This is a genomic window from Levilactobacillus namurensis, from assembly GCF_032197885.1.
Classification (GTDB): domain Bacteria; phylum Bacillota; class Bacilli; order Lactobacillales; family Lactobacillaceae; genus Levilactobacillus; species Levilactobacillus namurensis_A.
The window spans coordinates 1,255,717-1,276,759 of record NZ_CP134159.1 but is presented as its reverse complement, the minus strand read 5'-3'; the positions used below and the strand labels follow the sequence as shown (position 1 = coordinate 1,276,759).

The 21,043-nt window shown below is 50.0% G+C and carries 22 protein-coding genes; 2 read left to right on the top strand and 20 right to left on the bottom strand.

Going from position 1 to position 21,043, the window contains the following annotated elements; genetic code table 11:
* Positions 1–58: 58 nt before the first annotated feature.
* The 5 genes from RIN67_RS06155 to RIN67_RS06135 all read right to left on the bottom strand — a co-directional run bounded on the left by RIN67_RS06155 (position 59) and on the right by RIN67_RS06135 (position 5,273).
* Positions 59–1,009: a zinc-binding dehydrogenase gene (locus RIN67_RS06155; protein ID WP_264998964.1), complete on the bottom strand. Its 951-nt coding sequence runs from the start codon at positions 1,007–1,009 to the stop codon at positions 59–61.
* A gap of 157 nt (positions 1,010–1,166) precedes the next feature.
* Positions 1,167–2,210: a zinc-binding dehydrogenase gene (locus RIN67_RS06150; RefSeq protein WP_264998965.1), complete on the bottom strand. Its 1,044-nt coding sequence runs from the start codon at positions 2,208–2,210 to the stop codon at positions 1,167–1,169.
* 212 nt (positions 2,211–2,422) lie between these two features.
* Positions 2,423–3,928 (bottom strand): glycerol kinase GlpK, encoded by a 1,506-nt coding sequence (glpK, locus tag RIN67_RS06145; RefSeq protein WP_264998966.1) that lies wholly within the window; start codon positions 3,926–3,928, stop codon positions 2,423–2,425.
* 186 nt (positions 3,929–4,114) lie between these two features.
* Positions 4,115–4,303 (bottom strand): 2-hydroxymuconate tautomerase, encoded by a 189-nt coding sequence (locus RIN67_RS06140; protein ID WP_024746403.1) that lies wholly within the window; start codon positions 4,301–4,303, stop codon positions 4,115–4,117.
* 73 nt (positions 4,304–4,376) lie between these two features.
* Positions 4,377–5,273: a YitT family protein gene (locus RIN67_RS06135; RefSeq protein ID WP_390892219.1), complete on the bottom strand. Its 897-nt coding sequence runs from the start codon at positions 5,271–5,273 to the stop codon at positions 4,377–4,379.
* Positions 5,274–5,543: 270 nt separating this feature from the next.
* Here RIN67_RS06135 and RIN67_RS06130 point away from each other — a divergent pair, with 270 nt between their 5' ends.
* Both RIN67_RS06130 and yjeM read left to right on the top strand, forming a co-directional pair.
* Entirely contained in the window at positions 5,544–6,959 is a 1,416-nt protein-coding gene (locus tag RIN67_RS06130) for a C69 family dipeptidase (RefSeq protein ID WP_264998967.1), read from the top strand.
* A gap of 51 nt (positions 6,960–7,010) precedes the next feature.
* Positions 7,011–8,516 (top strand): glutamate/gamma-aminobutyrate family transporter YjeM, encoded by a 1,506-nt coding sequence (gene yjeM / locus RIN67_RS06125; RefSeq protein WP_264998968.1) that lies wholly within the window; start codon positions 7,011–7,013, stop codon positions 8,514–8,516.
* A 71-nt stretch (positions 8,517–8,587) separates the two neighbouring features.
* On the opposite strand, the gene RIN67_RS06120 is transcribed toward yjeM, so the two are convergent.
* From RIN67_RS06120 to RIN67_RS06050, 15 genes are all read right to left on the bottom strand, one after another.
* Positions 8,588–10,552, bottom strand: a complete 1,965-nt coding sequence (locus RIN67_RS06120) for a KUP/HAK/KT family potassium transporter (RefSeq protein ID WP_390894555.1) — start codon at positions 10,550–10,552, stop codon at positions 8,588–8,590.
* Positions 10,553–10,730: 178 nt separating this feature from the next.
* On the bottom strand, positions 10,731–11,555 hold the full coding sequence (locus RIN67_RS06115; RefSeq protein ID WP_264998969.1) for an NAD(P)H-dependent oxidoreductase: 825 nt from the start codon (positions 11,553–11,555) through the stop codon (positions 10,731–10,733).
* Positions 11,556–11,588: 33 nt separating this feature from the next.
* On the bottom strand, positions 11,589–12,395 hold the full coding sequence (locus RIN67_RS06110; RefSeq protein WP_264998970.1) for a tyrosine-protein phosphatase: 807 nt from the start codon (positions 12,393–12,395) through the stop codon (positions 11,589–11,591).
* A complete protein-coding gene (locus RIN67_RS06105) occupies positions 12,392–13,465 on the bottom strand; it encodes an oxidoreductase (protein ID WP_264998971.1) in 1,074 nt (357 codons plus the stop codon). Before RIN67_RS06105 ends, RIN67_RS06110 begins: the two co-directional genes overlap by 4 nt.
* Positions 13,466–13,476: 11 nt before the next feature.
* On the bottom strand, positions 13,477–13,821 hold the full coding sequence (locus RIN67_RS06100; protein ID WP_056943676.1) for a BMC domain-containing protein: 345 nt from the start codon (positions 13,819–13,821) through the stop codon (positions 13,477–13,479).
* A 29-nt stretch (positions 13,822–13,850) separates the two neighbouring features.
* A complete protein-coding gene (locus RIN67_RS06095) occupies positions 13,851–15,038 on the bottom strand; it encodes an acetate/propionate family kinase (RefSeq protein WP_264998972.1) in 1,188 nt (395 codons plus the stop codon).
* A gap of 32 nt (positions 15,039–15,070) precedes the next feature.
* Positions 15,071–16,192: a 1-propanol dehydrogenase PduQ gene (locus RIN67_RS06090; protein WP_264998973.1), complete on the bottom strand. Its 1,122-nt coding sequence runs from the start codon at positions 16,190–16,192 to the stop codon at positions 15,071–15,073.
* Between the two features lie 4 nt (positions 16,193–16,196).
* The gene (locus tag RIN67_RS06085) at positions 16,197–17,624 is read right to left on the bottom strand and encodes an aldehyde dehydrogenase family protein (RefSeq protein ID WP_264998974.1); all 1,428 of its coding nucleotides are present in this window, start codon (positions 17,622–17,624) and stop codon (positions 16,197–16,199) included.
* A 2-nt stretch (positions 17,625–17,626) separates the two neighbouring features.
* Positions 17,627–18,109 (bottom strand): GlcG/HbpS family heme-binding protein, encoded by a 483-nt coding sequence (locus tag RIN67_RS06080; RefSeq protein ID WP_264998975.1) that lies wholly within the window; start codon positions 18,107–18,109, stop codon positions 17,627–17,629.
* A 3-nt stretch (positions 18,110–18,112) separates the two neighbouring features.
* Entirely contained in the window at positions 18,113–18,688 is a 576-nt protein-coding gene (locus RIN67_RS06075) for a cob(I)yrinic acid a,c-diamide adenosyltransferase (RefSeq protein WP_107738914.1), read from the bottom strand.
* A gap of 16 nt (positions 18,689–18,704) precedes the next feature.
* Complete coding sequence (locus RIN67_RS06070) at positions 18,705–18,971, bottom strand: EutN/CcmL family microcompartment protein (protein ID WP_275452880.1); 267 nt, start codon at positions 18,969–18,971, stop codon at positions 18,705–18,707.
* On the bottom strand, positions 18,959–19,471 hold the full coding sequence (gene pduM / locus RIN67_RS06065; RefSeq protein ID WP_264999063.1) for a PduM family microcompartment protein: 513 nt from the start codon (positions 19,469–19,471) through the stop codon (positions 18,959–18,961). Before pduM ends, RIN67_RS06070 begins: the two co-directional genes overlap by 13 nt.
* A 36-nt stretch (positions 19,472–19,507) precedes the next feature.
* Positions 19,508–20,140 (bottom strand): phosphate propanoyltransferase, encoded by a 633-nt coding sequence (locus RIN67_RS06060; RefSeq protein WP_056943684.1) that lies wholly within the window; start codon positions 20,138–20,140, stop codon positions 19,508–19,510.
* 31 nt (positions 20,141–20,171) lie between these two features.
* Positions 20,172–20,462 (bottom strand): BMC domain-containing protein, encoded by a 291-nt coding sequence (locus RIN67_RS06055; protein WP_275452881.1) that lies wholly within the window; start codon positions 20,460–20,462, stop codon positions 20,172–20,174.
* Positions 20,463–20,474: 12 nt separating this feature from the next.
* The gene (locus RIN67_RS06050; RefSeq protein WP_264998976.1) at positions 20,475–21,035 is read right to left on the bottom strand and encodes a BMC domain-containing protein; all 561 of its coding nucleotides are present in this window, start codon (positions 21,033–21,035) and stop codon (positions 20,475–20,477) included.
* Positions 21,036–21,043 lie beyond the last annotated feature (8 nt).

The following is a 21,043-nucleotide window of genomic DNA, read 5'->3' as shown; positions in this document are numbered from 1 at the left end:
AGAGCCTAACGCGCTCCCTCACGAGGGACCTGCGTTAGACTCTTTTTCTTACATCCTATTAATCTCGAGACGCAATCAACCGTCCTACAACCTCACCTTTTTCTAGAGAAACTAAGCCCTCTGGAATCTTATCGAAGGTGGTCGTTGGGAGGTCCGGGTGCATCTTCCCCGTCTGGAAGTACTTGTAGACGTTGGCAATGTCTTCCGGCGTTCCTCCAGAATTACCGACTAACGTCACGTTACGCGTAATCAGGTTCCCCGTGTCAATCGTACTGTGGAGGATGCCCATCCCGACAACCACCACGGTACCGCCGGCCTTAACCGCCTTCGCTGCTTCATTGGTCGTGGTGTCAAAGCCGGCAAAGTCAATAATCAAGTCAATGTCTTGGTCCTTAAGGTCTGCGATGTCCGCATAAGCGGCCTCAACCCCAATCTTTTCGGCCCATTGCCGCGCGGACGCTTTGGTATCCACCGCGTAGACCTTGCACCCGGCAATCACGGCCATGTTAACCGCAAACTCGCCTAAGCCACCGATGCCAATGATGCCGACCTTCATGCCAGGTTTAGCCTGCCCCGTCACGAATAAGGGGTGGTAAGAAGACATCCCCGCATCGGTCGCGGAAGCCCCCTGAACGTAACTGACGCCATCTGGCAAGGGCATTAATTGATTGGCTGGTACTGCGGCCATATCGGAATAGCCACCGTCACGCATACAGCCAATCGTCTGGCCGGTCTCCGGGTTCTGCGGTGAGACCCCGACCCGATCGCCAATCTGGTAATCCTTGACGTTGGCTCCGACCTTAATGATCTGACCAGCACATTCGTGACCTAAAATCACTGGTGCTTTGATCAGCGGTAACCAGTTCGGGTCATGTAAAATCCCCACGTCCGTGTGGCACAGCCCCGCGGCCTTCACCGCGATCACCACTTCATCGTCTGCTGGTTCTGGGTCCGGTTGTTCCACCAATTTCAACGGAACGTTGGTATCCGTAAATCGCCATCCACGCATCAAATCACTCCTTAATCTATGTAATCGGTTACATGTACATGTTTAAGTATATCACACCTGCAATCTTTTGTAGGACTATGGATTGGGATAAACTGCAAAAAAGTCCTTTAGGATTTCCCCGCCAGGGCATTTCCTAAAGGACTTTCATGAACTTTGCTTAATCACTGACCACAACAAAGGACTTGATGGCCTTGCGATCAACCATGGCCTGATAGGCAGCATCGATCTGATCCAACGGGAAGGTCTGCGTAAAGACTTTCCCCGGATTGATCTGACCATCCAAGACGGCCTTTAACAGGCACTGCTTGTCGTAGGTCGTCACGGAAGCTGGGCCCCCTGCCAGAATCGTATTGCGGTAGAACGGTGCCGTCACGTCCATCTTGGTCGTGTGCGGTAAGCCAACCCGACCAACCACGGCACCTGGACGACCAACCTGCATCGCGGTCTCCGTTGAAAGTTCCGTCCCGACACATTCCAAGACGGCATCCGCACCGGCACCGTTGGTCAGAGTCATAATCTGCTTGACCGCGTCATCACCCCGGTCAGCCACATTGTCGGTCGCCCCGAACTCTTGGGCCAAGGCTTGCCGGTCGGCATGGCGACTAGTGGAGATAATGCGCTTGGCGCCCAGCATCTTGGCGGCAATGATGGCACATAAGCCCACGGCACCGTCCCCCAAGACCACGACCGTATCACCAGCATGGACGTTAGCGACCCGGGCAGCATGGTACCCCGTAGCCATGACATCCGCTAAGGTTAGCAACGACTTCAACATGCCATCGCTATAGTCGCTAGGCTGGCCGGGAATCTTGACCAACGCCCACTGGCCGTGTTGGAAACGAATGTATTCGGCTTGGTCGCCATCGCTAAAGTTATCCGTATGCGACTGACAAACGCCATCGAAACCAGCCAGGCACGCGGCACAGTGCCCGCAACCGTGGGTAAACGGCGCAATCACAAAATCACCGGGTTTGACCGTAGTAATGGTCTCGCCAACGGTCTCAACGATTCCAATGGCCTCGTGACCGGAGTTTTCCGAATTTGCGGCCTTATCATCCAGGCCCCGGTAAGCCCATAGGTCGGATCCACAAACACACGCCCGGACGACTTTGATAATCACATCATCCGGCTGTTGAATCGTGGGTTTCTCAATATCTTGAACATCCATCTGTCCTGCTTTAGCAAATACAGCTGCTTTCATAAAATATTGTCCTCCTTCTAATTAACTATCTAAATTATAGCGGTCGCCACCCCAAAAAGGAAATCTAAACTACGGCAAAAAGAGTGGGCTAAGAGACGGTTAGCCAGGGAGTATTAACGTCGTAAGCGGAGCTGACTGCCTTTGGTCGGCCCGGTTCAGCACCGTATCAAAAAAGCCTGGGCGTTTGGTCCCAGGCTCTGCAAATCACTAGTTTAATCAACTTGATGGAAGGCTTGCGTGGCCGTGATTGCCGCTTGCCATCCCGCGTAGCACCGGTCCCGGCGCTTCTCCGCCATCTGCGGCGTAAACTCATCCCGCAGTTTGTGCATCTTGCGGATGCTGTCCAAGTCCGGCCAGAAGCCCACTGCCAGGCCTGCCAGGTAAGCCGCGCCCAACGCCGTGGTTTCATTGATGGCCGCCCGTTTGATCGGCGTATTCAGAATATCCGCCTGGAACTGCATCAAGAAGTCGTTGTTGGCCGCCCCACCGTCAACACTAAGCGATTGAATCGGCAGGCTAGTCTCCTTGGTCATGGTGTCCACCACATCTCGTGTCTGGTACGCAATCGCTTCGACCGTGGCCCGTACGAATTGTTCCCGTGTCGTGCCTCGGGTCAGCCCGAAGACGGCCCCCCGGGTCTCTTGATTCCAGTACGGCGCTCCCAGCCCCGTAAAGGCCGGCACGACGTAGACGCCACCCGTGGTTTCCGCATCCACGGCCATCTTCTCGGATTCGCTGGCATGTTCAAAGAACCGCATCCCGTCACGCAGCCATTGCACCGCAGAACCCGCCACGAAGATCGACCCTTCTAGCGCGTAGTTGATCTCACCATTCAGACCGTAAGCAATCGTGGTCAACAATCCGTTATTCGATAACGTCGGCTGATTCCCCGTGTTCATCATGATGAACGCCCCGGTCCCGTAGGTGTTTTTAACCATCCCACGATCAAAGGCCGTTTGACCGAAAAGTGCCGCCTGCTGGTCCCCGGCAATTCCGGAAATGGGCACCTGGACCCCGGAGAACGTGTACCCCGCCGTGTAGCCATAGATTTCAGATGAAGAGCGGACCTCGGGGAGCATCACGGACGGGATCCCCAACCAATCGAGGATTTCTTCGTCCCAGTCCAACGTCTGAATGTTGAACAGCATGGTCCGGCTGGCATTGGTGTAGTCGGTCGCATGGACCCGGCCCCCCGTTAGCTTCCAGAGAATCCAGGTATCGATCGTTCCAAAGAGAAGCTCGCCCCGTTCAGCCCGCTCCCGGGCGCCCCCAACGTGATCTAAAATCCACTTGATCTTAGTCGCGGAGAAGTAGGAGTCAATAACCAACCCCGTCTTCCGGTGAATGGCTTCCGTGCGACCATCCGCCTTGAGCTGGTCAGCGATGGCGCTGGTCTGCTTCGATTGCCAAACAATGGCGTGGTAGATGGGTTCTCCCGTCCGCTTATCCCACACGATCGTGGTTTCCCGTTGATTGGTGATACCGATTCCCCGTACCTTGTAGGGTTGAATCTCGGAGTCGATTAAAGCGTCTGAAATCACGGATTGCACCGCATTCCAAATTTCGTTTGCATCATGTTCGACCCAGCCGGGTTGAGGAAAGTATTGGTGAAATTCCCGTTGCGCTTGTCCCGCGATTTGACCGTGGCGATCAAATAAGATTGCCCGGGTACTGGTCGTCCCTTCGTCAATTGCCATCATGTATTGTTGATCATCCATCATCAGAATCTCCATTCGTTACGTTCATTAACACCGGCGAATCGTCGTCGGGGTTTCACAATTGTCTCTAGTATACCGAAAAGTCCCCGTAACGCCAATATCAAGTGTCAATAAAACCGCTACCAAGTTGATTATATCAGCGTTGGTGGCGGTTCATAATTTTTTCTTCAGTTTTTCAGTGGCGACTTACTTTTCGTCGCTCTTCAAAACACCAGCGACACCGTAACGGTTGGGTTGCATCTCCCGTAAGATGACGTGCACGTGTTCCGCTGGCGCCCCCGTGTTCTTGGTAACCGCAGTCGTAACGTCTTCGACTAAGGCCTTTAATTGAGCTTGTGAGCGACCTGCAATTAAATCAATGTTGACAATTGGCATTTATCTCGTTCCCTTCCATGTAAAGTAGCTTCTATTATACCGATAAGCCGTCTTAAGAGCAATCATTCCCCCACTATTGTTGAGGCCGCTCGGTCTGGCGAATCTTTAACTGTTCCGTCTCGTTGTAGAAGTTCCCTTCGATATCGATCGTGTTCACCAGGTTGACGAAGGCGTGGGGATCCGTTTCCTTCACGGCATGCTCGAGTGCATATAACTCGTACCGTGAGATGACCACCATCAGGACGGCGCTATCTTGCCGGCGATAAGCCCCCACCGCGGGCATAATCGTGATGCCCCGAATCAACGTTGAACTGAGTGCTTCGATCACCGCATCCTGCTGTTGGGTGACGATAAACGCCGTCAATTTTTGGTGGCGCGTGTGAATACTATCGACGACCCGGGACATCGCGTAGATGGAAATAATCGTGTACAGGGCACTTTCCCAACCAAATAGGCCCCCCGCAATCAGGACGATTCCCAGGTTGATCATCAGCATTAGCGTCCCAATCGTTCGCCCCGTGGTCTTCTCGAGAACCACGGCAACGATATCCATCCCCCCAGTCGAGAAGCCGTACTTTAAGGGATACGCGACACCGATCCCCGTCAAGATACCACCAAACAGGGCGGCTAATAGGGTATTGTGTGCCACGAATTCGACCGGAATCACGATGGTCAGAATTGAGGTGAAAATCGCCACTAAGATTGAGTAGAACGTAAAGCCCCGGCCCACCTTGAACCAACCTAATAGACCAATCGGCACGTTGAATAACAGGATAAACCACCCCGTATTAACGTGTAAGCCGACCATCTGTAATAACATCGCTAAAATCTGCGAGATTCCGTTAATCCCCGCACTAAAGATCTTACCAGGAATCAAAAACTCGTTTAGGGCAATGGCGCTGATGACAGCGGACCCTATCAGCACTAAAATCTGCCGACCCATCTGGTCTTTTTCTAATGCCATTCTCATATTCCACCCTTCTCAAAAACAGTATTTGTCATTATTTAACCACATCCCCCGAGCGCTGACTAGCACGAAACACCGCTTTTTAAGGGGAACGCCGGATATTTTCTCATTTTTAGTGGTATACATGTAACCGCTATACTTTGCATAAATAATATTTTAGATGAGAATTATAAATTTCTTGATTAGAACTCCCGCGATTTCCGTTGGGTTCTTGGGAAAGATGGTAAAATAATAATGTGTAATTTTATACAAAAAAATGAAAGGAGCCTTCTCATGAATTACTCTGCTTGTACCAGTATCCTCATTGGCGCTAAAGCCAGTATCGACGGATCCGTCATGATTGGACGTAACGAAGACGCCAAGGCCGCTTGGCCGAAGCACTTCGTGGTGCACGCTGCCAAAACGGCAACCACCCCGCAAAGTTACGTCAGTCCCGATAACGGGTTCACCATGCCCCTGCCTTTAACGGCTGCGAAGTACACGGCAACGCCGGAATGGACCACGAAGTACGGGCTATTCGAAGAAGCCGGGATCAATGAATACGGTGTCGCGATGAGCGCCACTGAAAGCACCTACTCTAACAAACGGGTCTTAGGGGCCGATCCTTTGGTCAAAGACGGGATTGGCGAGGAAGCCATGGTGACCGTGGTTCTCCCCTACATCCACACTGCCAGAGAAGGGGTCCAACGACTAGGAAAGATCGTTGAAGTCTACGGGACGTCTGAGTCTAACGGTATCCTGTTTGCGGACCAGCACGAAGCCTGGTACCTGGAAACGGGTGCCGGACACTACTGGGTCGCCCAACGGATCCCCGACAACGCTTATGCCGTGGTCGCAAACCAGATGGCGATTCAAACCATCGATTTCAACGACCCCGCGAACTTCTTGTTCGCCCCTAACCTGAAGGCCTTCGTTACGGATAACCACTTGAATCCCCACACCGACCGCTTTAGCTGGCGCGACATTTTTGGGACTCAGGACCAATCCGACCTGTACTATAACACCCCCCGGGTCTGGTACGGTCAACGTTGTTTCACGCCCCACGTCACCGCACAACCGCAATCATTCGATCTTCCCTTTATTCAATACGCGGACCGGCAATTGGACGTTAACGACGCACAGGACTACCTCAGCAGTCACTACCAAGGAACCCCCTATGATCCCGTCGGCGATGGTCCGCTTGCCGATAAGAAACGTTTCCGACCAGTCAGTCTGGCTAAGACACAAGAATCACACGTGATACAACTCCGTTCCGACCGCGACCCCGCCGTATCGGGGATTCTCTGGTTAGCCATGGGGGTTGCCGCGCAAAGTGTCTATGTGCCGTTTTACGCCGGTATCACCAGCACGCCCGAAGCCTACCATCAGGGCGCGGCCACCTATGACCGAGACTCCGCTTACTGGACGTATAAGCTGGTCAGTGTCTTGACCGACGCCCACTACCACGAAGCTTGGCCCATCACCAGCGACGTGCGCGACCAGTTGCGGGTGGACCTCGCACACCTGGTTCGGGAGACCGACCGGTTTGCGCAAACGCTATCCGGAACGGAACTAAACGATTACGTCACTAAGCGTTCCAATCAAGCCGCGGCCTTAGGGCTTCGACAGTACCAAGAACTCGCGGCGAAGTTGATCACCCAAGCCACTGACTTAGGGCCCCTCAACTACCACCAAGACCTTAATCTATAACAACGGTCTGGACTAGCTTACTAGCCCATCACCAAATGGGAGATATTTATCATGGAAAAACAGAAAAAGATTAAACTCGCCAATTTAATCTTAATGATTTTCACCGCCATCTACGGTTTCGCCAACACAACGGTGGCTTTCGATCAAATGGGCTACGCCAGTATTATCTGGTACGTCCTTGCAGCGTTGCTCTTCTTCTTACCTAGTGCCTTAATGATGGCCGAATACGGCTCCGCCTTTAAGGAAGCTAAAGGAGGAATCTACTCCTGGTTAGCGGGGTCCATCGGTGAGAAGTGGGCCTTTATCGGGACCTTCATCTGGTTATCCTCCTGGATCATCTGGATGCTTTCCACGGCCAGCAAGGTCTGGATTCCCCTCTCCACACTGATCTCAGGGAGCGATAAGACCCAGACCTGGTCCCTGTTCGGCCTGACCTCAACTCAGACCATCGGACTTTTAGGGATTCTGTGGATTATCGTGGTCACCTTCTTCGCTAGTCGTGGGGTCAGCTCCATTGCCAAAATCTCCTCGATTGGGGGGATGTTCGTGATGTTCCTGACGGCCATCTTCTTCATTGCCAGCATCGTGATCCTGGTCGCAAATAAGGGTGTCTTAGCAGAACCCATTCACGGGGCCCACAGCTTCGTTGCTTCACCAAATCCATCCTTCTCGTCGCCAATGGCCCTGATTTCCTTCGTCACGTATGCGGTCTTCGCCTACGCCGGAATGGAATCCATGGGGGGCATCACGGATAGCATGGACCGTCCGGAAAAGACCTTCCCTAAGGGACTGATCATTTCCACGATTGCCATTACCATCATGTACTCCGTCTCCATCTTCCTGTGGGGGGTCAGCACCAACTGGACCCAAATCTTAGGTAAGAGTGAAGTCAACCTGGGGAATATCACCTACGTCTTAATGAACAACTTAGGACTGGTCTTAGGGCATTCTCTGGGCGTTTCAGCTGGAACGGCCGTGGGCTTAGGTCATCTATTCGCCCGATTAACGGGGTTGAGTATGTTTATGGCTTACATGGGGTCCTTCTTCGTTCTGATCTACTCACCGTTGAAGTCCTTCATCTTAGGGTCCAACCCCAACCTGTGGCCTAAGAAGATGACTAAGCTGAACAAAGTCGGGATGCCGGCCTATGCGATGTGGATTCAAGCCGCTATCGTGGCCGTCTTCATCTTCTTAGTTGCCTTCGGGGGCTCAGCCGCCAACGAGTTCTACCTGATTCTGACCGACATGGGGAACGTCTCCACGTCCTTCCCTTACCTCTTCTTGATTGGGGCCTTCCCATTCTTCAAGAAGCGTACTGATCTGGAACGGCCTTTCGAAATCTTTACCAGCAAAGGTTGGACCAACACCATCACCACGATTGTCATGATTATCCTAGTGGGTGGGATTGGCTTCACCTGCTTACAACCAATTCTGGAACAAGATTACATGACCGCCTTCTGGACGATCATCGGACCAATCTTCTTCGGTGCCGTTGCGTGGATCTTCTACCGTAACGCGCAGAAGCGCGACCAAGTCACGTCAACTGACGAAGACTAAGTTCATAACAGAACAGATTCGCCCCAAAAGGGGGACGCACCGTTACTGGTGGGTCCCCCTTTTGCGTCCATCTAATGGGTTACTTTTTTCTGTTTTAAACTGTAATCGGGTTGTTGCCCAATAAATAACGGAACCTTTTCCTCAATCACGTCACTGAATTCCAGGCCGTACCACCGTGCAGAAGATAACGTGATCTTCTGCAGAAGCAACCGCCCACCGATCAACAAGTGGTCCAACCAAGACAGGTCGTGCGCACTTAGGTCCTGGAACTGTTGATTCAAAATGATGAACTTGAAGTTGCCAACGCGGCGGTGCGGCACACTGGAATAGTGTGGCGTTTGCGGATCAATCAAGTGATCGTTTAGGAGCTCGTTTACGATTTGGCGCAAGTAGACGTTCAACCGCTGAGGCTTCTTGAATCCTAAGTAGAGCTGAACGTCCACCACGTTACGCGTTCCCAGCATGTTGACCGTGTAGTAACAATCGTCCGGATTGTCCGTTTCGTTGACCGTGATAAACCAGTAGACCCGCGCGCGCTTAGGCTGCTGATCTAAGATGGAGTAAATGACCGCACGTTTAATCGCTAAGTTAGAGCGGACCCGGTTAATATAAACCAGGTTGGTCGCAAACGATGGGACCTCCGCGTCGTGACTCAGTTTCTGTAGTTGCGGGATAAACGCCGATAACGGCACGTACTCCGTCTGTTGAAGGTTGGCGTCTCGACGCCGGTTTCCCTCGTACCAAAAGACCATAACGACTAAAATCACGAGGGTCAAGAACAGAGTCACGTAGCCACCGTGCCAGAATTTCACCAGACTGGCCAACAGAAACAGACTCTCCAACGTCCCAAATCCGACCAGAAAGAACCGAGCACCCCACGGATGCTGAGGGCGCAAAAAGGCGTGCAGTAAGAGGGTCGTCATCAACATGGTCAATGTAATCGCTAAGCCATAGGCGGCTTCCATGTGCGCCGACGTCTGAAAATACCAGACAATGCTCAACGTAATGCCGCACAGTAGCCAGTTAACCGTGGCGATATACAGTTGACTAATCTCATTTCCCGGAAACTTAATCCGTAGCTTCGGCAGGAGCTTGAGTCCAATGGCTTCGTGCACCAGGGTATAGGATCCGGTAATCAGCGCCTGTGAGGCAATAATAGCAGCTAACGTCGCTAAGATGATCGCCAAGACTAACAGATGACTGGGCACCATACTATAGAACGGGTTCAAGTGATGCAGCTGGACTGTGGTCAATGTGGGATGCCGTAGTAGCCAGGCCCCCTGGCCCAGATAACTGAGCATTAGCATCGTATATACGAAGGGCCACGTCGCGTAAATGTTACGACGACCGACCTGCCCCATATCAGAATACAAGGCCTCGGCACCGGTGGTCGCTAAGAAGATGCTTCCCAAGATAAAGAGACCTTGCCGGTTAGCTGGACTAATCAAAAACTGCAAGGCATATACGGGCGAGAGGGCCCGCAAGATACCGGGAGCCGCTAATAAATTGTAGCCACCAACGCCCCCAATAAAGCTGAACCATACCAGCATAATGGGGCCAAACGAGCGACCAATCCGTGCGGTTCCAAACCGTTGGATCATAAACAAGCCCAGTAAAATTCCCGTTACAATACCTAAGACGACACCTTGGTTCTCACCAATGCTTAAAAAGCCTAGATTCTGCCCTTTGAGTCCTTCAATGGCAGACGTTACAGTTACCGCCGGCGTCAGTGTCCCATCCGCTAACAAAGCGGCACCACCCACTAGCGCGGGACCAATCAACCAAGCCGCTTGTTCACGTACCAACGCGTATAAGGCAAAAATACCACCCTCATTACGGTTATCTGCGTGCATCGCCAAGATCACGTATTTAATGGTTGTAATCAACATCAATGTCCAAAAGATTAGCGAAATACTACCCAACAGGGCACTGGAACTCGTTCCAGTGGGTTGCCGGCTCTGCCCCAGAATCGCATTCATTACGTACAAGGGCGATGTTCCAATATCACCATAAACGATGCCTAAGGTAATCAGCATCCCCGTCCCTGAAAGGGCCTGCGTCGTCAACTTCAATCTCCTCACCCTCTTCGTCGCCTATCATAAGTCACGAAAAGGTTTAGACCTACCGGATAATGTGGGTTCGGCTAGTGACTGAACGAAAAACGTGGCGCTGGCCAACTTGCCATCGTCACGTTAGAGTGCATATAACTAACATTTAATCATTCTGCGCTAGTAACCGCTGAGCTGCAACGTGGTGGTCAAAGAACCACCGAGCGTATGCACATTCTGGAACGATAGCCCAGCTAAACAACTGCGCAATGACCAATAATCTGACCATTGCCTGGGCCGCAATTCCTTGACCACGACTCACCTCAGGAATCAAGATTCTTTTAATCGTCAATAGGTCACCCTCAATTGTCAGATCAGCAGTTCCGACCTCTTTTTCCCCTCGAACCAACGTCAATTGTTGGTCAGTAAGATGAAAGTTTAACGGGTGTTGGACCCCCAAGGCCGTCGCTAAATGCGTCACTGACAGTTCAAGTAAACTCAAAGTTTCTTGATCAGCTCGCAACAGCCCTGACGGGGCCAGCAGATTGGGAAGATCCCCAAAATAAAGTTCACTGGGCTGAATCACCCGAAGGCCTATCGTTAACGCTACCTGCTTGACAGATGCGCTCGCACTAATACCACCCATTGTCCCCGTCGAAACACTAGCAATAATGGCCGGCTTTCCCAACCATAGATTCCCTTGTTTCGTCGCCGAAGCAATGTCCAAAGCGTTCTTGAGGCAGCCGGGCATTTCATGATTGATTTCGGGGGTAACCAAACAAAAGCCATCTAAGCCAGCGATTTGAGTCAAAAAATCTCCGCACGCTCGTTGTGCCTGGTCATTTAAGTGATCAGAATAAAGGGGCAGGTCATCGATTGAAACCCATACTGGTAATAATTCGCTGGGCAACAAACTTCCGAGATTTCTTGCTAATTGTCGCGCTAACGATTTCTGCCGTAAGCTACCCGCAATCAAACCAATTTTTTTCATCGTTAACACCTCCTTTTCACGTGCGAATCCCCGTCAGTCGCATCTTCGCGTCAGATATAATTGACGGAGAATTTGTTGCCGTTGCGGGGTCATTCCAAGGACCCCCTGCAAATACGCTTGCATCCCGCCGTACTGATAATCTACAAGCATCAGGGCCTGTTGCAGGTAATCTACGTTCACGGAGGCAAGATCCCGAATCGATTGTTGAAAGGCTATTGTTCGGTATCGATTTTTCGCATCCTCTACCCGTGCCTCAATGTGTTGTGTCGAGGCTGGATTCGTTAAGAGATAATCGGCAAGAATTTGCTTGCGGGGCACTCCCAAGGCACTGAGAATAAATACGGCTCCAATTCCCGTCCGATCCTTTCCTGCGGAGCAGTGAAAAATCGTTGCTATATTCTTCGGCGTTGTCAGTAGTGTCTCAAACAACTGGCGATAAGCACGTTGTGCGCCTGGGTTAATAATTAACCGACGATAAACGTACAGCATACGCCGGTATCCCCCATTTGGATTCATCGAAAATTCACGGTGCGTCTGTGCGGCGGCTGTCGAACTTTCCGTCTCATCATTGTCAAAAACCGGAATAACATGCATCGTAACCCCGGGTTGCGGCATATCTGGGAACTGACGCCTCTCAGCCCTAGAACGTAAATCGATAATCTGTCCCACGCCGTACGCCTGAAGGTCTCGCCAATCATTGGCCGTCAAATCACTTAAATGGGCGGTTCGTAAGAGTCGGTGCCACGCAACCGTTGCACCATTCACCGTGGAATAACCACCTAACTCACGAAAATTAAACCCTCCCGTGATAGTCAATACGCGTGCCGGTTTAATGGTCATCTTACGACGCCTCCCTTACGTAATAGCTGCCGGACGTAGGTAGGACTGATACCTAGGTCTTCTGCTGAAATCATCGATTGCGTCTGCTCAATATCGCAACGTCGGTCTTTCGGCCAATCTGGATTAAAGATCATCGGTTTACCCAAAGCTACCCACTGACTCTCTTCTGCCAGTGTTAGTAAATCACGTTGATTTCGAATTCCACCCGCAACCATTAAGGGTAACGTCTTAAGCTGGTCGTGGAAAATCTGAATCACCGGTGCAACAGTATATCCCGTCACGGCCGGTTGGTGGTATTGATGCAATGACAGGCTTAAGTAGTCAATCTGCAAAGCTTCTAGCAAGTGCGCTAAGACCAAGGTATCAATGAGCCGAAGTCCACCTGGCTGGCGCTCTTCAGGGGACAGCCGATAACCAACTGCAAAGGGACGCTGTGCAGTATGTGCGGCCACCTGTTGCACACGCTGTACAATTTGAATTGGAACCCGAACCCGGTTGGCCAGTGAACCACCAAATTCATCTTGGCGGTGATTCGTATAGGGGGACATAAATTGCTGGAGCAAAAACCGGTTGGCACCTTGAAGCTCAACGCCGTCAAAGCCCGCTTGAATCGCCCGCTCCGTTGCACGACCAAAATCACTGATAACTTGTTGAATCTCAAAGCGATTCATTGCCACAGACGTTGCCGTGGGACTCGGCCCCATCGCCGTCCAATATCGATAATCCACATATGCTCGTTGACCCGCATGGGAAAGTTGCAGAATTGCGCGGGCCCCCTGCTGATGAATCCGTTGCGCCAACTGATGTAAGCCCGCAACGGTGTCATCAGTCGCCACGCTAATCGATCCACTTGCCGTACTGGCACACACATTTACGTAGGCAGACCCCACAATATCCAGACCAACCGTCTGACTATGTCGTTGATGAAACCAGAGGTCATTACGACTAACGGTCCCATCAAACAACGATAACTGCAAATCTAACGGTGCTAGAACGAAAGCGTTCCGGACCTGAAGTCCGCAACGCATCGTTTGTTGCTTATCAAACTTAAACTGACTTGTATTAACCATCGCTGAACACCTCAAGTACGCGTAATCGTTGGAATATCAAAGTCTAGAAGGTCATGAAGCGTTTCAATTACTTGATGTAACGCCGAATCAACCTCTGAAACTTCACCAACAATCACCACGGAGCCACTGAACCGATCAATAAAGCCTAGCGAAACGTTGCTAGCCTTAGTCGCAACGTCCCCAGCAATAATCGACGCCTCAGCTGGTGTAATTGTGAGGATCCCCAACGCATTTTTCGGTGATTGTATCCCAAGTTTATCATAGATATCCTGAGTGGGATTAGCGACGATGTGGGCCAAGGTAACCTGCTTGCCCGGAACATATTCTTGAATCGTCCGATCAATATTTCTGGTCATCTTTGCCGCCTCCTTCTCCTAACAACACGTTATTTGATGCCTAAAACTTGCTTGATGTCCCGTGCAATAATAGCTTCCTCATCGGTCGGAATCACCGCCACTTTAACCCGACTATTCGGCGCATCAATTCGCAACGCGTTAGCTCGATTCTTCTCATCGTCCAATTTAACACCCAGGAACGCTAATTGTGCACAGACCGCTTGCCGAATCATGGCGGAATGTTCCCCGACGCCAGCCGTGAAGACTAGCATATCTAGTCCGTTCAGGTCAGTTGTGTAGGCGCCAATGTACTGTTGAATCTGATGAACATAAACGTCCAAAGCTAACTGAGCGCGTTGATTACCCGCTTTAGCAGCCTGATTCAAGTCACGTACATCATTCGATAATCCTGACAGGCCGAGTAAGCCCGAATCTTGGTTAAGCATTTTACGCACGTCTTCGGAAGACATGTGGAAGCGTTCCTCGATAAAGGGAATAATCTCTGGATCGATATCACCCGAACGGGTCCCCATCAAGAGCCCTGCCAGAGGTGTAAATCCCATGGAAGAATTCACGGATTTTCCATCGAGGGCGGCACACAGGCTCGCACCATTCCCCAGATGACACGTAATCATCCGACGCGTCTGTTGAGCCCCGAATAGTTCCCGGGCCTTCAAGACAATGTATTCATGCGACGGGCCATGAAACCCATAGCGCCGAATATCGTAATCTTTAAAGTAATTGTACGGTAGACCATACATGTAAGCCTTGGGAGGAATCGTGTAATGAAAAGACGTGTCAAAGGTGGCGACCTCCGCTGCCTCTGGTAAAATTTTCTCAAATGCCTCGATTCCAGCAAGATTCACAGGATTATGGAGAGGCGATAATACAGAGAGTTCCTTGATCTTAGCCTTCACTGCAGCATCAACCTTAACCGGATGCGTGTAGAAACGCCCACCATGTGAGATTCGATGACCCACCGCTATGATTTCTGATTTGTGTTCAATCACATGACTGGTCAAAAGACCATTCACCACGGTTTGAATCGCGGCAAGGTGGTCGTCCATCTTCTCCGCTTGAATAGTTTTTTGTCCGTGAATCTCAAATGTAAACGTACTATTCCGTTGGCCAATACGATCAACGTGACCACTGGCCAAAACCGTTTGTTCCGATAATTCATAAAGCTTGAATTTCAGGGATGAACTACCTGAATTAATGGCTAAAATCTTCTGTGACATAATGTGATTCCCTCTTTGTATAACGTCATCCGTTATTTAATAATTTGGTGATAAACTGCCGCTAAATCTTCGTCACTTGGAACTACTGGATTTCCTGGGAAAGTTGCGTCTAACTTAGCATTAGCCACAATCGTATCCGTTGCGGCTAACGCGTCCTTAGCATCAATACCAAAGCTCTGTAAGGTGGCTGGACAATCCATCTGACGCATCATCAATCGAATTTGATTAATCAACCGCCGAATAGCAACCCGGTCCGCCATACCTTGCGGAGCTAAACCAGCCTTCTTCGCCGCAATCGCATACTTGTGCATCGCTACTTCGTCGTGTTCCGCATTGTAGCTGACTACATAAGGCAACAACATTGCGTTAGCCAAGCCATGAGGTACGTGGAAGTTGGCCCCTAGTTGATGGGCTAGCGCGTGGCAGAACCCTAAACCAGCATTATTGAATGCAATACCGGCACCACAGGAAGCTTCATGCACGACCTTACGGGCAACGGTGTCGTCCCCATGTTTGTAGCAGGTGACCAAATGATGGGTTATCACGTCCACGCCCTTTTCAGCCAAGGCATCCGTCAGGGTATTAGCTCCCTTAGCAACTAACGATTCTAAGGAATGGGTCAAGACGTCCAACCCAGAGTATGCTGTGACACTCTTGGGTGCCGTCATGACCAGTTGTGGATCCAATAACGCGATATCTGGCGTCAAATAGTCCTCCATGATGGGGAACTTTCGCTGGTTCTCGGTATCGGAAATTACACTGGTATTCGTGACTTCGGAACCAGTTCCACTGGTCGTTGGAATGGCAATAAAGCAATCCAGACAAGTGTTCGTAATCTTTTCACCAAAGAAGCGAATGGCTTTCCCGGTATCAATGGCGGAACCGCCTCCAATGCCTAACATGACGTTGGGTTTAAGGGTTGTGAACTGTTCAACCCCCTTCATGATGTTTTTCAACGGTGGATCAGGCTTCACGTCAGAAAAAATTTCAATCTGATTACTACTATCGAGTTCACCACAAATCGTTTTCAGTGTCGGCGTATTTGGTAAGAAGGCGTCGCAAACCATCAAGATAGTCTTACCGTGTAAGTCCTGTAGCCGGTCTAAACTATCTGTTCCCGAATAAATTTTGGTTGGAATTTGAATTTCTTCCATGGCTTTACGCCTCCCAAGTCCGCAATGAAAAGCCTTCTGGTGAATTCAACCGGCGACGACGCGTATAGGTTTTCGCCGTTGCGGTCCCCTCACCAGTTGGCGTAGCAATCGTCAGAGCTGAGGCCCCAGCATGGGCACCGGCTGCACCGACACCCGTTCCAGTATAGGTTGGACCGTTGACCACGAAAATCGACGTGTTCATCCGGTGCGCTGCCTTATTGATGTGAGGCAAGTTTTCGGAATGAATCGAAGCCGTATGATGCAAACCTTGCTCAACTTCAACCGCGGTAGCTAAGACGTGGTCAAAGTCAGGGCAGCTGACAACTGGTAAAATTGGCATCAACATTTCGGTCGTGACAAGGCGGTGATCCTTTTCGGTTTCCATAATAATCAGTTTTGGATTACCCGTATAATGAATTCCTGCTTGATCCAAAATGTAGGTGGCAGCTTTCCCAACAAACTTCCGGTCAGGGGCTCCCTTAGGCCCGATGGTCATGTCCGCCAACTTGTTGACGTCGTTCATGTTAGTAACTAGGAAGGCACCCTCTTCTTGCATCTTCGTAATCAAATCATCCTTAACACTGGCTTCCACGATAACTTCCTTTTCTGCGGTACACAGAATATTGTTATCAAAAGCAGCAGAATCAACGATGTTGTGCGCAGCCTTCGCAATGTTCGCCGTTGCATCAACCATGGCAGGTGGGTTACCAGCACCGGCACCAACCGCCTTCTTACCACTGATTAGGGCTTGGTGAACCACGGAAGGCCCCCCCGTGATAGAGAGCATTGCAATGTCGGGATGCTTCATCATGGCCTGAACGGATTCAATGGAAGGTTCTTCAATTGACACCACCAGGTTATGTAATCCTGTAGCTTTAGCAACCAATTCGTTTAACTTTTCAATTGTCCAACGTGTGATGTCCTTGGCACCTGGATGGGCACCAAAGTAAACCGTATTTCCACCGGCTAACATCATGATAGCGTTGGCAATCACAGTTTCGGAAGGATTAGTGCTAGGACCGACCGCTCCAATGACACCAAATGGTGCATATTCGTACATGACCAAGCCACCATCGCCAGTTTCGGCTTCTGGTTGTAAAATTTCAGGACCTGGTGTGTTATACAGGGCGTTGTGGAGCTTAGCAACCTTAGCTTCGACAGTTCCCATGCCGGTTTCCTTGTAGATACGTTCTGCCATACTTTGGATGTAAGGCCGGAAACCCTCACGAATAGCATCTAGAACCTTGTTCCGCATGGAAATTGGTTGATCAACATAATCTTCTTGCGCTATTTTCGCCGCAGCAATCGCTTCGTCAACCGTCTTAAAGATTCCGTTATGCCCATTGCCAGCAGCCGGGCCATTGCTGGTCCCAGACTGGTGGAGCTCTTCATTTAAAATTCGTCTGATTTGTGCCTCAATATTTTCTGCCATGCCTACTTACTCTCCTTCATAAAGGAAGCTACCGCTGCTTCACAGATTGATTGATCCTCTTCAATTAAGCCACCACTGACACCAATCGCGCCAATTGGTGTCCCGTCCAGGACCAATGGAATACCGCCAGGGAAAGAAACTAATTTACCGTCCAGCATGGTTTCCATCTGATAAAGAGGGGCACCAGGTTGGATATCTTTGCTGATGTCCTTCGTTGGTTCTTTCATCGCGATGGCGGACCAAGCCTTTTTAGGAGCCAGCGTTGAACTGACCAGGTTGGCGTTCGGCATGTGATAGAACATCTGAACGTTAGTGGCCTGATCCATCAAGCAGATGGATACCCCAACTTTCAGTTCATCGGCGCGTGCTACAGCTGCGTCAATTACCTTTTCCATTTTATGACGATCAAATAAGTTGTTCATCGTTTCTCCTCCTTGTTTAGCAATCACGTCACGAATAATTTGAGTTAACTGTTCTTCATCCATTATTTATCGCCCCACTGCTTGTGCATACCGTTTCAGCACTTCATTTGTCACTTGTTGGACATACGCCTCATGGTCTTCGGAACGGGCCATGATGTACATAAAGTCAGACAACCGATTGATATATCGTTCCAGAACTGGTCGAACGTCCGTATCTGTACTGAAGCGTACAAATTGACGTTCTGCTCGTCGACACACCGTTCGGCAAATATGGAGTTGGGCCCCCGCCAGGCTTGCACCCGGGAGGATAAAGCTTGTGACCTTGGGCAATTCTGTCGTATAGTGATCGATAATTTGTTCAAGCTCATGAACGTCATCATCCGAAATTGTCCGGCTATTTTCCAAAAATTTTTGAGTGTTCTGTGTGGCGATTTCGCCTTGTAAAAAGAACATCTTATATTCGACACGCTGTAAGATGGCCTTATTCTTTGGATTGACACACAATTTGTCTGCGAGACTGATATTTGCATTCAATTCATCGAAGGTTCCGTAAGTTTCAACCCGCAAGGAATCTTTTTTTACCCGTTGCCCGTCATACAAACTAGTCGTGCCTTTGTCGCCACCCTTAGTATAAATTGGCATTTAAATTCACTTACCTTTACTTATCGAAGCGGTCAATAATTCCCACAATGGCGCAATCATTGACGTCCCGTAACCCGTCATCCAGCTGACTGGCACGCCGGGCACCGGCACCGCGAACTAATAGAACATATTCACCAACACCAGCCCCAACTGAATCAGCAGCCACTTCTTGGTGCCGGACCGACTGACCATCAGAGTTAACTGGCTGCACGATCATTAGTTTCCGTCCAACCAACGACGGATCCTTCTGCGTGGAAACCACGCTCCCTACTACTTTTGCCATATACAATCTTCATCAGTCCTTGTTTGTAGTTTCATGTCTTTAGCAGCCAGTAAATCAGTTGCTTCAGCCGTCAGGTGCTGGTCTCTGGTTACAACCACCAAGGATTTGTCCGGCATGGCTGCCAGATCCTGACGCGTCACGACCCGGTGGGCCAACGCCTGCACTAGCTGATGACGATTGGTAATGAAGAGAATTGGCCAGTCTAACAACATCTTGCGTGGAATAAAGTGAACCGCAAGTTCATTCAAACTAAGTTGAAAAGTGACTTGGTAATCGATTCCTTGCAAAATCCAAGCAACCCAAGCATTGTCCGTGTCTAACCGGTAGAGTGCCGTCAAAAGTTCAATCGAAACATTGGTAATTACAACGGTCGCGTAATCTAAAAAGATCTGGGTATCAGGAACCGACACGGTTGCTTGATAGGTACAGTCATATTGTTGATGTTGCCGTTTGGCTAACTGGGCCATCACCTTTTCAACTAAAGAATCCAAGTTAATCACCAACTTCAATTAGAATTCAAACGACTGGTCATCCCTCTAGTGTTGAGGCTTGATCAAATGTCCCACCGTGTTACGACCAACATTGGCTGCGTTGGCTTCATCCGTATCAATGTGCATTTCTAAGATAAAGTCTTCGCGGGGCCGGCAGATAACATCATTGTAGATAGTCTTTCGATTTTCGGAATCAATCTCGACCGAAACAGTATCTCCTAGCTTGACGCCGAAACGTTTGGCATCGTCATTGCTCATGTGAATGTGCCGCTTGGCAATGATGACCCCTTGAACCGTAACCTCTCCATCCGGCGTAACCAACTTAACACTGGGCGCACCATCTAAATGACCAGACAACCGAATGGGAGCGTCAACGCCGATTTGAATGGCTTCAGAGCGAGCAATTTCGACTTGAGAATGCTTCCGGCAAGGGCCTAGAATCCGGACATGTTCAATCCGCCCGTTAGGTCCCACGATGTCGGCAACCTGCTTGGAAGCAAATTCTTTAGGCTGCTTAAGAGGCTTAAAAATTTCCATTTCTTGGTGTGGAAACAGAATGTGATAATCTTCTTCCGTCAAGTGAATATGGTGGTTAGACACCCCAATTGGAATCCGATTGGGATCCATTTCTTCTTGAATAATGCGATGAATTAAATCGCGTAATTGTGTTTCATCCATAGTGAATTCCACCTCTACTTAGTGCTGATATTTACTTAACTGAGTTACTAGATTTAGGCAAGATATTTTCAACTTCAGCATGTGGGCGAGGGATAACATATGAACTCATCACTTCACCAATGTTCTCAGCAGCAGCGACTCCAGCATCTACGGCAGCCTTAACGGCACCAACATCACCACGAACCATAACTGTGACTAGGCCGCTTCCAATTTTTTCTTGGCCCATCATTTCAACATTGGCTGCTTTGACCATTGCATCAGCGGCCTCGATCGAAGCAACTAATCCTTTGGTTTCAATCATTCCTAAAGCGTTATTCATAATAATTTCCTCCTATTATTTGTGGTCTTTGCTAAACAGTTCTCGATAATGGAGACACTTTTTGCGAGGTTCGCCAAGTTTTCGCGAACACTTAGGATCGCCACACAAGTTACACGTGGCTTTCTTTGTAGTTTCCGTGACGTCTTCCACCGGTTGTACCTTGACAGGCACACCATTTGTCGGTGCGGTTCCCGATGTTTCCGGTTGGATCACTTCAACCTGGGGTACTTTACCAACCGAGTGTTCCGAAGTCTTAGTTGGTGTTGGCGTCTGGGGATCAGGATCCGGTCTGGGCCCCGGGGTGGTAAATAGGCCCCCTTGACTTAACCCATCGATTCCTGGCGCCGGATTTGCTAAGACAGTTGATCCGACGTAAGCATCACCCACCGTCTGCTTACCGATTTCGATGGCGACAGACACGGCAGCCACATCACCTTTGATGACAACCATGATCCAGCCACCACCTTTGGTGTTATCCAGTGCCGATAACTCAACTTCTGCAGTCTTTAACATCTTGTCAGCAACCACAATTGCGTTGGTCAACCCCGAAACTTCAATATAACCAATTGTTTGCATCGTTTTTT

What these genes read in the sequence shown, in the direction of transcription:
- RIN67_RS06150 (WP_264998965.1), bottom strand. Translation starts at nt 2,210, where the DNA reads ATGAAAGCAGCTGTATTTGCTAAAGCAGGACAGATGGATGTTCAAGAT.
- yjeM (WP_264998968.1), top strand. Translation starts at nt 7,011, where the DNA reads ATGGAAAAACAGAAAAAGATTAAACTCGCCAATTTAATCTTAATGATT.
- RIN67_RS06060 (WP_056943684.1), bottom strand. Translation starts at nt 20,140, where the DNA reads ATGGATGAAACACAATTACGCGATTTAATTCATCGCATTATTCAAGAA.
- RIN67_RS06120 (WP_390894555.1), bottom strand. Translation starts at nt 10,552, where the DNA reads ATGCTGATTACCTTAGGCATCGTTTATGGTGATATTGGAACATCGCCC.
- RIN67_RS06100 (WP_056943676.1), bottom strand. Translation starts at nt 13,821, where the DNA reads ATGACCAGAAATATTGATCGGACGATTCAAGAATATGTTCCGGGCAAG.
- RIN67_RS06130 (WP_264998967.1), top strand. Translation starts at nt 5,544, where the DNA reads ATGAATTACTCTGCTTGTACCAGTATCCTCATTGGCGCTAAAGCCAGT.
- RIN67_RS06105 (WP_264998971.1), bottom strand. Translation starts at nt 13,465, where the DNA reads ATGGTTAATACAAGTCAGTTTAAGTTTGATAAGCAACAAACGATGCGT.
- RIN67_RS06155 (WP_264998964.1), bottom strand. Translation starts at nt 1,009, where the DNA reads ATGCGTGGATGGCGATTTACGGATACCAACGTTCCGTTGAAATTGGTG.
- RIN67_RS06110 (WP_264998970.1), bottom strand. Translation starts at nt 12,395, where the DNA reads ATGACCATTAAACCGGCACGCGTATTGACTATCACGGGAGGGTTTAAT.
- RIN67_RS06050 (WP_264998976.1), bottom strand. Translation starts at nt 21,035, where the DNA reads ATGCAAACAATTGGTTATATTGAAGTTTCGGGGTTGACCAACGCAATT.
- glpK (WP_264998966.1), bottom strand. Translation starts at nt 3,928, where the DNA reads ATGGATGATCAACAATACATGATGGCAATTGACGAAGGGACGACCAGT.
- RIN67_RS06085 (WP_264998974.1), bottom strand. Translation starts at nt 17,624, where the DNA reads ATGGCAGAAAATATTGAGGCACAAATCAGACGAATTTTAAATGAAGAG.
- RIN67_RS06075 (WP_107738914.1), bottom strand. Translation starts at nt 18,688, where the DNA reads ATGCCAATTTATACTAAGGGTGGCGACAAAGGCACGACTAGTTTGTAT.
- RIN67_RS06115 (WP_264998969.1), bottom strand. Translation starts at nt 11,555, where the DNA reads ATGAAAAAAATTGGTTTGATTGCGGGTAGCTTACGGCAGAAATCGTTA.
- RIN67_RS06090 (WP_264998973.1), bottom strand. Translation starts at nt 16,192, where the DNA reads ATGGAAGAAATTCAAATTCCAACCAAAATTTATTCGGGAACAGATAGT.
- RIN67_RS06070 (WP_275452880.1), bottom strand. Translation starts at nt 18,971, where the DNA reads ATGGCAAAAGTAGTAGGGAGCGTGGTTTCCACGCAGAAGGATCCGTCG.
- RIN67_RS06095 (WP_264998972.1), bottom strand. Translation starts at nt 15,038, where the DNA reads ATGTCACAGAAGATTTTAGCCATTAATTCAGGTAGTTCATCCCTGAAA.
- RIN67_RS06140 (WP_024746403.1), bottom strand. Translation starts at nt 4,303, where the DNA reads ATGCCAATTGTCAACATTGATTTAATTGCAGGTCGCTCACAAGCTCAA.
- RIN67_RS06080 (WP_264998975.1), bottom strand. Translation starts at nt 18,109, where the DNA reads ATGGATGAAGAACAGTTAACTCAAATTATTCGTGACGTGATTGCTAAA.
- RIN67_RS06135 (WP_390892219.1), bottom strand. Translation starts at nt 5,273, where the DNA reads ATGAGAATGGCATTAGAAAAAGACCAGATGGGTCGGCAGATTTTAGTG.